At 65.7% G+C, this 13673-nt stretch carries 6 protein-coding genes and 1 pseudogene; 1 reads left to right on the top strand and 6 read right to left on the bottom strand.

Annotated features, from left to right (window positions below):
* Window positions 1-3: 3 nt before the first annotated feature.
* The 3 genes and pseudogenes from EPO13_05940 to EPO13_05930 form a co-directional block, all read right to left on the bottom strand.
* Window positions 4-2843 (bottom strand): annotated as a pseudogene (locus EPO13_05940) (DUF1156 domain-containing protein).
* Between the two features lie 181 nt (window positions 2844-3024).
* Window positions 3025-3210 carry a hypothetical protein gene (locus tag EPO13_05935; GenBank protein TAK69427.1) on the bottom strand — a complete coding sequence of 62 codons (186 nt, stop codon included), beginning with the start codon at window positions 3208-3210 and terminating at the stop codon, window positions 3025-3027.
* Complete coding sequence (locus EPO13_05930) at window positions 3194-3640, bottom strand: hypothetical protein (GenBank protein TAK69426.1); 447 nt, start codon at window positions 3638-3640, stop codon at window positions 3194-3196. The genes EPO13_05935 and EPO13_05930 overlap by 17 nt, the downstream gene beginning before the upstream one ends.
* A 191-nt stretch (window positions 3641-3831) precedes the next feature.
* Between EPO13_05930 and EPO13_05925 the strand changes: the two genes are divergently transcribed.
* Window positions 3832-7371, top strand: coding sequence for a DUF3883 domain-containing protein (locus EPO13_05925; GenBank protein TAK69425.1), 3540 nt, complete (start codon window positions 3832-3834; stop codon window positions 7369-7371).
* 235 nt (window positions 7372-7606) lie between these two features.
* On the opposite strand, the gene EPO13_05920 is transcribed toward EPO13_05925, so the two are convergent.
* Genes EPO13_05920 through EPO13_05910 form a run of 3 tightly spaced genes read right to left on the bottom strand, consistent with a single transcriptional unit; the run spans window position 7607 to window position 13589 of the window.
* Window positions 7607-8308 carry a hypothetical protein gene (locus EPO13_05920; protein ID TAK69424.1) on the bottom strand — a complete coding sequence of 234 codons (702 nt, stop codon included), beginning with the start codon at window positions 8306-8308 and terminating at the stop codon, window positions 7607-7609.
* Window position 8309: 1 nt separating this feature from the next.
* Window positions 8310-9416 carry a DUF262 domain-containing protein gene (locus EPO13_05915; protein TAK69423.1) on the bottom strand — a complete coding sequence of 369 codons (1107 nt, stop codon included), beginning with the start codon at window positions 9414-9416 and terminating at the stop codon, window positions 8310-8312.
* Window positions 9417-9461: 45 nt separating this feature from the next.
* The gene (locus EPO13_05910; GenBank protein ID TAK69422.1) at window positions 9462-13589 is read right to left on the bottom strand and encodes a vitamin B12-dependent ribonucleotide reductase; all 4128 of its coding nucleotides are present in this window, start codon (window positions 13587-13589) and stop codon (window positions 9462-9464) included.
* Window positions 13590-13673: the final 84 nt, after the last annotated feature.

Raw genomic sequence — 13673 nt, 5'->3', positions numbered from 1 at the left:
TGACTACTCATCCTCGTCGCCGTAGTTGAGTGTCGGTGCCGTCACCGTCGGCGCCGGGTCGGTACGCCGGGTGGATGCAAGATCACCCCATGAAGTACCGAGCGCGTTGAACAGCAACGCATCCGCGGGCCGGTTGGCTTGTGACAGCTCGTAAAGCCGGTACGCGATCAGCTGGACCGCGTCAAGGTCGATCCGCTGGCCCACCTTCGGAATGAGCGCCGCGGCCGCCTCGACGCCGCCGGTGTCGAGGACCCGAGCCAGATGCATCGTGGCTTCCCACACGCTGATCCGGTCGTCGGCCAGGGGGTCCCAGGAGGCGTCCAGATCTGTCGGCGCCAGGAGGCGAATGTCTCCTCCGCCCGAGGCCAGAATGCCGCCACGCTTCAGTCCTTCGACGGACGTGTTCGTCGCACGAGCCAGGACGTCGGCCTCGCCGAACTTGCCCTTGGCGAGGCCGAAGCCATACTGCTCGTACCACTTGAGCGCGAACCGGGTGTCGACGTCGAGGTCGCCGTCCTGCTCCGCCAGCACCTCGTCGAGCGCGTGGTTGATGAGCGCGAGCGCCGTCTTCACTGACATTGCCGAGCCGTCTGCTTCGACGACTCGGCTGTGGCGGGAGAATACGGCCATGCCTGGACCGATGGTGGCTTGGGCCAAGTCGACGGGTGCGATCGCGCCCTGCTGCATCTCCCGGAGCGAATGCGGCAACTCGGCCTTCAGCGCGGCGAGGAAGCCGCGACGGGTCGTGGCCTGAGCGTCCTCGTGGCGGGGACGAAGCGCGAGGACGATGGAAGATGCGAGGGCGTTGGTTCCCTGGGCAGTCAAACGGCTCGATGTCTCGGTGCGTAGCGGCCACGTGCCAGTGACCGACCAGCCTGCGCCGATGATGCCCTCGAGCATCGTGGCCCATCCCGTCGATGAAACGCCGTCAGTCTTGAGCTCAGCTTGCTTGAAGGCGTAGTACACGGCAATGGGCATATCCGGACTTGCATGATCACGTGCTCGAGTGAACACATCACGAAACCGCGTCTCGAAGAATTGCTCCGCCGTGTCGCGACCACCGTGGCGATACGGGTTCGCCACCAACTCGTCTGCCTTCGGCACCAGCAGGGTTCCGAACAGAGCCGGGAACTGATCGCCGGACGTTCGTCGCAACCAAATGTAGAAGAAGTCCGAAAGGTCGGAGTACCCGATATTGTCGTAGTAGGGTGGATCGGTCGATATGACGACCTGCTTCCGCGAAACCGCCTCCAGCGCATCTCCTTGAGTTGCATGCGCAGACACATTGGCCCGCGAGAACGCTGCACTGGCGAAGGCGCGTTGCGTGCCGCCGGTCAGCACCTGCCAGGAGCCGGACGATTCGCCGAGCGAATTGCCCTCCGCATAGTCCCACACCATGGCAACGGCCTGGCGGCCGAAGAGTTGACGGGGACATTCGGCGACGGGTTCCCAACGACAGAGAGAATTGCCGAGATCAGCGAGGCGGCTTACGGTCATGGCTAGGTAGGTTGCCACGGCGTCGGCGTAGGCGGCGGCGTGGGAGCCGCCGGCTTCTAGGCGGGTGCCTTCAGGGAGGCCGGAGGCGAGGGCATCGGCAAGAACTTGTTCCCGTGCCTCGCCGACGAGGTCGCTGAATGTCGTCAACGCCACCAACTGCCGGTTTGTGAAAAGATCCGCAAACTCGGTCATCCCAAATGCAGGCGTCGAAAACCACCTTGGGTTGGTGGCGATTTCGCCCTCGGGCACGTCATCCGGACGGGCCACGTCCGCCGCGGCGATGTGTTCTGCATTCGGCGGCAGGTAGATCCGTTGCCGAGCGCCTTCCGCGACGATGGCGAGTAGCTGCGCGCCCATACGCCCCGCGACGCCTTCGGCCTTGATGTGATCAGTGGGCACGGCTGTACCGCAGGCGACACAAAGGGCGCCGCGACGGCCCGACATCGTCCCGTCCGTGTCCTTGGTCGGCGCCTGGGCGGGATCGTGCCCGATCGTGTAGACGACTCGGCGCCCTGCCGCGACTGACGGGTCGGGGACGACGGAGGGGACGACGTACGCCTCCTTTCCCTTCTTCTTGCCCAGCCGCCACTTACTCGTGAGCGGCATTTCGATCCCGCAGGCGGGGTTGGGACACGTCGCTGTCCGGGCCCAGATCCAGGCGATGACGGGGGCGGTCGATCCGTCCGGCAGCTTCGCCGGCGGGTAGAGATGCCCGATCCGTTCCTGGGCGCGCTCGCGCATCCAGCCGCCGTACCGGCGGACGTCCTCGGCGAGCCCGGTCGCGCGGGGCCAGTCGCCGAGCCGCGACTCGGCGGCGCCGGGAAAGACGGGAGACCGGCCGGCGAAGCGGGGCGGGATCTCGATGAGTGCCTTGTTGATGAGGACAGCGACGGGGTTCAGGTCGCTGGCATGGGCCTCAAGGCCGAGCCGCTGAGCCTCCAGCGGGATAGACCCGCCGCCCGCGAACGGGTCGAGGATGACCGGCAAACTGCTGGCCCCCCCCCGCTGGATTTCAAGATTTCCTCGTGGGCCTCGCGCAGGAGCCGCTCGTCACCGACGTTTTCCCAGACGACGAGTCGCCGAATCAGGTCGTGCAGCCGCTCCCGCTCGGCGGCCTGAGCCTCCGGCGTCGGGAAGCGGTCCGGGTGCGACGACGGGTCGTCCACGAGTTGGGCGAAGAGCACGGCTCGTGCTGCAGCCGTCGGCTTCCTTGACCACCACAGGTGCAGCGTGGACGGGTGGCCGTGCCGGATGGACTTCTCCCGGGCGGACTCGCGGTTGATGTCCTCCAGCGGCAACGACACCTCGATCAGCTTCCGCCTTGGCACGTCCGCCGTCGTGGCCATCCGCTCGGTCCCCTCGTCACGCCGGACGTCCAGGCCGGCGATCACCCCATGCGGCTCTCAGTCCACAGACTCCGTCGCCGCTCTTGACGGCACATCATGGCGCGTCGGACAGACACGTTGCGCGGTCCCTTCGCGGGGCCCCTGCGTGACAGGTCGCCGAGGGACCGTCTGACCATGCGCGTCAGACCTCGTCAGCGGGGACCCGGGCAGCGGCATCCGAGATCCGCGTGGGCTCGACCGTCGCGTTCGCGATGGCGAGCAACGCCTGACTGGGCGCCTCGCCGCGTCGGCGCATCAACCTGATGACCACCTTGGCGGCCCGCATCTCCGTCGGCGTCACGGCGATCACGTCAGGTGTCGTCGTCATCGGTCGCCTCCCCGGGCACGGGTTCCGATCGAACAGTGTATGGACCTTGACCAGGGACGGCAGGGAAGGCGTCGGACGTGACGACCACGGAGGTGTCGGCCGCGGCAGCCACCGCCACACGCGACCGCAGCTCCTCCACGAGCGCTGCGCTGACGACCTCGGCGAGCGCAGCGCCCCCTGCGTCCAGCACGCGGCGACGGCGCCTGGGCTCCCACCACCGCCGCGATCCGGGGGTCGTTGCCGTGAGGTAGTCGAGGACGGCCGTCCCGACTGCTGGTCCGTCGTGGTCGGATCGGCGTTCCTGAGCGGCCTGTTCGGCTGCCCAGCGGACCATACGGAAACTCTCCTCGCGTCGCCACAGCCCGACGGCGACGCTAGCCGCGATAACCGCAACGATGACCGCAGCAGCCGGGCCGACTGTCGTCGTCACAATCACGAGCCAGGTCGGATCAGCCTCCACGCCGCCCCTCTATTGGATCTGGGGCACCCTGGCAGTCCCGTCTGACACAGCCACATGGATCTCCGGCGGAGCGAGGGGCCCGAGTTGCCGCGGAGACTCCGAGCGCCCGCTGTGGGAACCTGCCACCTGGTAGATCGCCGTACGCCGAGACCGGGGGTGTTGTGGACGCCGAATCGCCCATCGAACGCGCACTCGCCGCAGCGCTGGAGAACCTCGTGCCGGGCGTTCGTGCCGCCGGTGTCGCGACCGCCGGAGTGGTCGACATCGTCGCCGCCCGGTGGGTAGGGACGCAGTTCCTCGAAGTCACCTACCGCGACGGTCACGGCGATGTCGGCCAGGCGATGCTCGGGCGGGACGACGAGCCTCGGCTGCGGCTGGAATCCGCCGGGACCACCCGCGCCTTCGATGCCGACGGGGCGCTGTGGCGGCTCGCGGCGGAGGCGTTGCGGATCCGGTACGCCGCGCTCTTCGACCCCATGGTCGCGGTGTCCACGTCCGAATTGGAAGCGCTGCCACACCAGCTCACCGCCGTCTACGGCGAGTTGCTGCCCCGCAGCCCGCTGCGTTTCCTCTTGGCCGACGATCCCGGCGCCGGCAAGACCATCATGGCCGGCCTCTACATCAAGGAGCTCCGGCTGCGTGGCGACCTCGCCCGTTGCCTGATCGTGGCGCCTGGATCCCTGGTCGACCAGTGGCAAGACGAGCTGCACGACAAGTTCGGTCTCGACTTCGAGGTGCTGACCCGCCCGATGATCGACGCCACCACGTTGGGGTCGAACGTCTTCGACCAGCACCCGCTGCTCATCGCCCGGATGGACCAGCTCTCGCGCAACGATGATCTGCGCGGCCAGCTCGACGGCAGCGACTGGGACCTCGTCGTCGTCGACGAAGCGCACCGCATGTCCGCGCACTACTTCGGCAACGAACTGACGACCACCAAGCGCTACGAACTCGGGCGATCGCTCGGCCGCGTCACTCGGCACCTGTTGCTCATGACGGCGACGCCGCACTCAGGCAAGCAGGAGGACTTCCAGCTCTTCCTCGCGCTGCTGGACGGGGACCGTTTCGAGGGTCGCTTCCGGGACGGGTTGCACAGCGCACAGCCCGGCGACCTGATGCGCCGCATGGTGAAAGAGGAACTGCTCACCATGGACGGTCGGCCGCTCTTCCCCGAGCGGCGCGCGTCCACGGTGCCGTACGAGCTGTCGGCGGCAGAGAAGGAGCTGTACGACGTCGTCACGGCGTACGTCCGTGAGGAAATGGGCAGGGCCGACGCGCTCGGCGAGGGCGACCGGCGCCGCACGAACGTGGGATTCGCGCTCACGGTGCTGCAACGCCGGCTGGCGTCCAGCCCGGAGGCGATCCTGCGCAGCCTGCAGCGGCGGCGCGACCGATTGGGGCGCCAGCTACAGACGATCGACCGTGACGGCTCGACTGCGGCTGCGCCGCTGCGGGATCGCTTGGCCGAGATGCTCGGCCGCGACGTCGGTCGCATCGACGACGCACTGGAGGACATGACCGCCGAGGAGGTCGAGCAGGTCGAGGACACCGTCACCGACGCGGCGACCGCGGCGCGCACGCGCACCGAACTGCAGCACGAGATCGGTGTCCTCGACGACCTGATCGAAGTGGCCCGGCGGGTGCGGCAGTCCGACACCGACCGCAAATGGACCGAGCTGCGCACCATCCTGCTGGACGAGGCGATGGTCACCGACTCCGCCGGCACACCACGGAAGATCATCGTCTTCACCGAACACAAAGACACGCTGAACTATCTCGTCGACCGGATCGGCACGTTGCTCGGCGACGACCGAACCGTCGTCGCGATTCATGGCGGCGTGCGTCGGGAGGATCGGCGCACGGCGCAGGAACTGTTCACCTCGGACCCGCAGGTGCGCATCCTCGTCGCCACCGACGCTGCCGGGGAAGGCCTGAACCTGCAGCGTGCCCACCTGATGGTGAACTACGACCTGCCGTGGAACCCGAACAAGATCGAACAGCGGTTCGGTCGGATCCACCGCATCGGCCAGACCGAGGTGTGCCACCTGTGGAACCTCGTCGCCCGCGACACCCGGGAAGGCGATGTCTTCCTGCGCTTGCTAGCCAAAGTCGACGAGCAGCGTGAAGCTTACGGCGGCAAGGTCTTCGACGTGCTCGGCGACGCCTTCGAGGGTCGGCCATTGCGAGAACTGCTGATCGAAGCGATCCGGTACGGCGACCTTCCCGAGACCCGCGAGCATCTCAACCGCGTCATCGACGCATCCGTCAACGAGGGAATCGAGGCTCTGCTCGCCGAGCGGGCACTCGAACACGACGTCCTCGCGCAAAGCGACCCCGACGAAGTCCGCCGCCGCGTCGAGGAGGCGCAGGCCAGGCGATTGCAGCCGCACTACATCCGGGCGTTCTTTGCCGAGGCGTTCGAACGCATGGGCGGGCAGCTTGCCGCTCGCGAACGCGGTCGGCACGAGATCACCCACGTCCCGGCACGAATTCGCGACCGCGACCGGCAGGCTGGAATCGGCGCTGCCGTACTCACGCGCTATGAACGGGTGTGCTTCGAGCGCAACGACGTACGCCGGCCAGGGTTGCCCGTCGCCCAGTTGCTGGCGCCGGGGCATCCGCTGCTCGACGCCGTCGTGGACCTGACCGTCAACGACCACTCGAGCCTGCTCAAGCACGGCGCGGTCCTAGTAGATCCGGATGATCTGTCGAGCACGCCGCGGCTGCTGGTGGCATCGATCGAGGAGATCAAAGACGGCCGGTCGCGGACGGTGTCCAAACGCTTCGGCTTCGTGGAACTGGACGCCGATGGCGTTGCGCGGACTGGCGGACCTGCGCCGTACCTCGACTACGCCCCGTGGCAGCCGGCCGCTGGTGACCAGCTGGAGTCGCTACTCGGCGCGGAGTGGCTCACGGCCGGTGTGGAAGACGTGGCCCGCGCGTGGGCGGTGCAGCACTCGCTGCCCGACCACCGCCGCGACGTTGAGACGCGCGTGGTGGCGTCGGTCGCGCGGACCCGAGACGCCGTGCGGGCCCGGCTCACCAGCGAAATCAACTACTGGGACGGGCAACACGCCCTGCTCCTGGACCAAGAGTCGGCAGGGCGGCAGTTGCGGATGCGCCCAGAAACGGCATACCGGCGCGCACGTGACCTTGAGGGGCGGCTGCAGCGTCGGCTGGCCGAGTTGGACGTCGACGCCGCATTGACGGTGCTGCCGCCCGTGATCTCCGGTGCGGCCCTGGTGATTCCGCAAGGACTGCTCGACCGGTGGCGAGGCGCGTCCGTGGTGGATCTCGCCGCTTCGGAGGAGGCGCGGCGGGCGGTGGAGCGGCGGGCGGTGGATGCGGTGCTCGCTGCGGAGCGGAAGTTGGGCGCGGTGCCGGAGGAGATGCCGCCGAACAACCCGGGCTTCGACGTCCGGTCGGTACGGGTCGACGGGTCGGTGATACGGATCGAGGTGAAGGGCCGCATCGCCGGGGCCGACGAGTTCAGCATCACCCGCAACGAGGTTCTGACGGCGAAGAATCTCGGCGACGACTACCGGTTGGCGCTCGTGGAGGTGTCGCCTGAGGGCGCGGGGGCGGATCGATTGCGGTATGTGCGGCGACCCTTCGATGCGACCGGGACGGACGACTTTCGGCTCACGCGGTACGTGTTTGTGTGGCGAGAGCTATGGAGCGAGGGCGGCGGCCCTGGGTAGTCGCGTCTGCCCTACCTCAAAGAGAGCAACCGAGACAACGACCAAGTCATCGATTCCCACGAGGTCGTGCGTATGCGCACATTGCGGGCCACGACGGCGATGATCTCGTTCAAGGCCCGCAGCCACTTCGCACGGTGGTCGCTAAGCTCACGAACCGCGGCGCAAGTCCTGTGAAAGCGGGCTGCGTAACCTGCAATCGGGCTAAGCGTGCGCGACCTTCCCAACGTAGGCAACGCTAGGTCGAACCAGACAGCACATCCGCCCCTTCCACTGAGTCTGGCACTCGGATGCGATATGAAGCACTACTCGCACAAAATACAATCTTGTCGCGCAACTCTTCCATCATGTGGAGGACTTCTTTCTGCAGCTCTAGGTACTGCCCGCTCCCCTGATCAAGATATCTCCCGTGTGCAATTGAGTTTCGTGCGTCACAAAGAGACTTGTCTATCAATAACTGCTTGGTCTCGAATTCGGCAGAATCCATCCCAACGGATCCCAAGATCTCCTTCAGCACTTCGAAGCGAAGATTCGCTCGTGTATCAACCATTGCTGCCCTAGAAGGTATAGGAGCACGGCCCTCACTTGGACGCCGAACAGCCTCCGCCACCGATTGCAGAGCCGCAAGATCTCCATTCGCAACTCGCCTATGGAGCGCCTTGGCCACGGCTCGAAGCAAACCATCGTTCAACTCGGCGAATTTTGGCTTAGACGCTGAGATATAGTCCACATAGGCGCCGAATGCATCCCTGACGAATCCTTCCCAATGGGCATATAGGACGGCGAGCGAACTTCGGGTAAGGGCTCTACAAACGGGCTTGTCTTCACCAAGTTGCGCGGCGCGTTGAACTTCTTTCTCGAGCGTCTTCATTTCCATCCTGCGCCACGCGAGTGAGTTGTCCACTGCATCAGCTACTTCTTCAGCAGAGCGAACCTTCACGTCAGCCCTCCGCGAAGTATCTCCGGGCCGCATGTACCAGCTTCGGAACACGGCGCCTGGGACTGATCCCACTTCCAGAGTTATCACGGAATGTTGGCTCGGACCATGTGCCCCGAATACGCGTCGTCAATTCGTCAGGGCGACTCACCCACCGCGAAAAGTTAGATGCCAAACCAGTAGTAACGAATTCATACGACGAAATCGAGAAGGGACCAAGATGAGCGCCACGTTCCGGATCCCAGCGCCTGAAGGAGTCTTCGCCGAGCGCACCCCCCAACAGTCGGAAGCACGACTCGAAAAGACCCGAGTCCACGTCGTTCAACTCCGCAGAAGGGCCCTCAGCCTTGCGTCGCATCCAATTCGTCAGATACTCCCCGTATTCCACGTCTAGCTGGCCTTCTCCTCTATCGAAATCAGCCTGTGAGAAGAACCTCAGCACGAGTTCTTGCCGGTACGCTTGATCCTCCTGCCTATCCGACAGTGGCGTGCAAGAGACAAACTCATCTTGCTGCGACAAAGAAGCAACCCGATTGAACAGCTCAACATTCATCATTACGAGCAGGCAGTTTCGTGCCTCTTGAGGTGAGAGTTGAGCACCCGAGTTTAGCCGCTGGAACAGATCGTACTTTGCGTTTGCATCCGATTCTTTACGAATAATACGGAATTCGAGCTTGGCCCGCTTGAAGTCCCTACGCAGCGGTTCGGAGAACACCTTCTCCTCGTCGGTACCGCTTTCCCATGTGCAGCCATCCAGCGCCGGCAAGTACTCTGTCTTACGCAGAGTCGAACTGGGTGTCCTCAGTCCAGCTTCATTCTTGTACTCACCCACGAACTCCAGAACCGTCGATAGACGCTGGACGCCGTCGATTACGTCCCACACCCCATCATCGCGTTGGGAAACAAATATTGGCGGGATAGGTATCCCCAGAAGAATCGACTCAATTAGCCTCGACTTCTGGTCTTCATCCCATCGAAAGATCCTCTGAAACTCCGGATGAATATCAATGTCGCCATCTCGGTACAGGGAAAGTACCTCGCCTATCGACATTGGGTATCCGTCGGTCTTGATCTCACGAGCCCGTCCCAGGATCTGCTTCTCGAGTTCCACCTGGCCTCCTCTGCCGCCGTCGTCCCAAAGCAACCAAGCGAGCGTCTAACTACACCCGCTGGTGCTGCCGCAACCTTCGCAGACGTAGCAGCTGCCGGCCGGGCGCATCTTCGTCCCGCAGGTCATGCACAGCGGAGCGTCAGACGCCGTCCCGGTGAACACTTCCAGCAGTTCCGCCGACGAGTGGACCTCCCGCGGGGCAGCGACAGCGGTCGCTGTGACCGGGTCGGCCGCAGGCTTGGCAGCCGGCAGGCTGTCGGCCTTGCCCACCGGGACCGACTGGGCGAGAGCGTCCATGTCGTCGTCTTCGGCCGGCGTCTCGTACGACCCGGTCTCCACCGCCCGGGTGCGCTCCTCGGCCGTGTAGATGCCCAGACCGGCCCGCTGCTCGTACGGCAGGTGGTCCAGCGCCAGCCGCCGGAAGATGTAGTCCATGATCGACTGCGCCATCCGGATGTCCGGGTCGTCCGTCATCCCCGCCGGCTCGAACCGCATGTTGACGAACTTGGACACGTAGGCGTCCAGCGGGACGCCGTACTGCAGCGCGATCGACACCGCGATCGAGAAGGCGTCCATCACACCGGCGAGCGTCGAACCCTGCTTGCCGAGTTTGAGGAATACCTCGCCGAGACCGTCATCCGGGTACGAGCCGGCCGTCATGTATCCCTCGGCACCGGCGACGCTGAACGACGTCGTCATGCTCGGCCGCGACTTCGGCAGCCGCTTGCGAACCGGGCGCTCCACGATGACCTCGACCGGGGCGTCGGCCTTCTTGGCCTTCGCGTCCGACAGCGGCTGCCCGACCTTGCAGTTGTCGCGGTAGATCGCCAGCGCCTTGATACCCAGCTTCCAGGACTCGAAGTAGATGTTCTCCACCTCGTCGACCGTGGACGACTCGGGCATGTTGACCGTCTTGGAGATGGCACCGGAGATGAACGGCTGCACCGCCGCCATCATCCGGACATGGCCCATCGGGGTGATCGCTCGTTCTCCTACGGCGCAGTCGAACACCGAGTAGTGCTCCGGCCGCAGGCCGGGCGCGTCCACGACGTGACCGTGCTCGGCGATGTACTCGACGATCGCCTCGATGGTCTCCTCGGCGTACCCGAGCTGCCGCAACGCCCGCGGAATCGTCGCGTTGACGATCTGCATCGAACCGCCGCCGACGAGCTTCTTGAACTTCACCAGCGAGAAGTCCGGCTCCACACCCGTTGTGTCGCAATCCATCATGAAACCGATGGTGTTGTGGCTCACGAAACCTGCGGCAACGTACGTGACGTTCGCCGGCACCGAGAGGTCGTACGTCGGCTGCACCCCGCCGTCCGCGTTGTCCGCGACCTCCTCGTAGAGGTAGAGCATCGCGTTGGACAGCCGGGGATCTTCGGTCTCTCGCAGCACCTTGATCGCCAAATCACGTGCGACGCCCTGCCCCCGGCGAACGGCCTGCAGCAGCAGCTCGCGCGAGACCGGCGCCCGGTCAGCCAGTTCACGCCACACCGGCTCGGGCAGGTGAATGCGGTCTCGGTTGCCCGACTGGGTGGGCAGCAGGCTCATCGCGCGGTTCTTGCGGTCGGACAGGAAACCGACGGTCTCGGCGAACTGGGCCACGTGGGACAGGTTGCGCACCCGCAGCTGGTACTGGGCACCGCCCCAGCCGCTGACGGTCTGCCGAGTGGTGGTCGGAACGCCAAGGGCGAGCAGCATTGTCCGCAGGTCGGCGGCGAACGTCTCGGACGCCGTCGACAGCGCGGGCACGCCCGCGGAGACCGACCCGTCTGCTTCGAAGAGACCGCGCAGGAACGCGGCGTACACGCCCGCGTCGTTGGTCTCCCGGATCGCCGCCGGCACCCGTGGGGTCCACCCCTTGCCGGCATGGTCGACCCCGGGGAGGTCCTTGGCGAACCCGGCCGCCTGCCACCACCGTGCCAGCCGCACGGACTGCAGCGTGACCTCCTGATAACCCTGCTGCGCGGTGACCACGGGCTCGAGGTTGAACAGGCCCTTGCACAGAATGCGGATTCGCTCGACGACGTCGAGATCAGTATCGGCAACGCAGAGGCGAACACCCTTGGCGTGCAGGCTGCCGTCGCCCATGAAGTACCCGACCAGTTCGGCCAGTTCCGCTTGGAGCGTCTCAGGGACGACGATGCCCCTGTCGCCGGCGTAGTACGCCTGGTCGAGAACCGGCAGCGGGACCTCCCGCTCGGCACCGACGAGGAAGCCCAGTTGCATCGGGACGAGGTCGCCCGCGGTGACATCGGCGAGCCGCTTCCAGACCCACTCACCGGTCGACTCGTCGACGACCTTGATCCGGTGCGCCAGCGTGCCCTGGATGGTATATCCGCCTGCGGTGGTGATGCGGCGGGTCGGCTCCTCGCCGTTGACGAAGAACTTCGTGGCCTGCTTCGGGCCCTCGTCGGTCATCACAGTGAGGTCGAGGTCTTGCCACTTGTCTCCCCACACGTCACCGATCTCCGACAGCCGCATGAGCCCGCGATCGGTGGTGACGAGGGTGTCGCCGGTGAGGCAGCCAGTCGGTGCGAGCACGCTGGCCTGGGCGTTGCGCCAGCCGTTCTTCTCCCCGATCGCCAGGCAGTCCGCCCACGCCTTCGTCGCCAACGTCAGGATGTCGGCATCCAGTGCGCTCGCCGACCGCACCGAGTCGGTGGCCGCGGCGTGCTTGCGCATGACCCGCTTGTGCGCGTCGGCGTTGCGGGCGTAGCCCTCGTACGGACCGACGATCGCGGCCAACTCGGCCGAGCGCTTGTACGCCGTACCGGTCATCAGGCTGGTGATGGCCCCGGCAAGCGCGCGACCCCCGTCGGAGTCGTAGGCCAGCCCGGTCGCCATGAGCAGGGCGCCGAGGTTGGCGTACCCGATGCCGAGCTGCCGGTAGGCACGCGTGGTCTCCGCGATCGGCTGGGTCGGGAAGTCGGCGAAGCAGATCGAGATGTCCATCGCGGTGATGACGAACTCGACCGCCTTGGCGAACCGGTCAGCGTCGAAGGTGTCGTCGTCGGTGAGGAACTTCAGCAGGTTCAGCGACGCCAGGTTGCACGACGAGTTGTCCAGCGACATGTACTCGCTGCACGGGTTCGACGCGTTGATGCGGCCGGTCTCCGGGTTGGTGTGCCAGTCGTTGATCGTGCCGTCGTACTGGATGCCGGGGTCGGCGCACGCCCACGCCGCCTCGGCCATGGAACGGAACAACTGCTTGGCGTCGACGGTCTCGAGGACCTCACCGGTACCGCGCGCGGTCAGCCCGAACTGGCCGCCCTCCTCGACCGCACGCATGAACTCGTCGGACACCCGCACGGAGTTGTTGGCGTTCTGGTACTGCACGCTGGTGATGTCCTTGCCGCCCAGGTCCATGTCGTACCCGGCGTCCCGCAGTGCGCGGATCTTGTCCTCCTCGCGCACCTTCGTCTCGATGAACTCGACGATGTCTGGGTGGTCGACGTCGAGCACCACCATCTTGGCTGCCCGCCGGGTCGCACCACCGGACTTGATGGTCCCCGCGGAGGCGTCCGCGCCCCGCATGAACGACACCGGACCACTCGCCGTCCCACCAGAACTCAGCAGTTCCTTGGACGAACGGATGCGGGACAGGTTCAAGCCGGCTCCGGAGCCACCCTTGAAGATCAGCCCCTCTTCCCGATACCAGTTGAGGATCGAGTCCATCGTGTCGTCGACGGCGAGGATGAAGCAGGCACTGACCTGCTGCGGAGCGGACGTCCCGACGTTGAACCACACCGGCGAGTTGAAGCTGAATACCTGGTGCAGCAGCATCCACGTCAGCTCGTGCTCGAAGATCTCGGCATCGGCCGGCGTGGCGAAGTAGCCGTGCTCGCGACCGGCCTTGGTGTAGCTCAGCACGACCCGGTCGATCAGCTGCTTGAGGCTCCACTCCCGGACGTCGCTGCCGACCGCGCCACGGAAGTACTTCGTGGTCACGATCGTCGAAGCGTTGACGCTCCAGAAGTCGGGGAACTCCACAGCACGCTGCTCGAAGACCGTCTCGCCGGTCTTCCAGTTGGTCTGAACGACGTCACGCCGCTCCCAGGTCACCTCGTCGTACGGGTGCGTGCCCGCCGTGGTGTAAAGGCGCTGCAGCGCCAAACCGGCGCGCGCGAACCCGGTGCCGGCAGTGGGCCCGGTCACGGTCTCGGTCATGGGTGGTCCTCCTCGGTCGTTCAAACAACGGCAGGGCGGCGGGGCATCCCGCTCGGGGTCTCGGTCAGGCAGTGCGTCGGGGAA

It is taken from the genome of Actinomycetota bacterium, from assembly GCA_004297305.1.
Classification (GTDB): domain Bacteria; phylum Actinomycetota; class Actinomycetes; order S36-B12; family FW305-bin1; genus FW305-bin1.
This window is presented reverse-complemented; position numbering and strand designations above follow the sequence as displayed.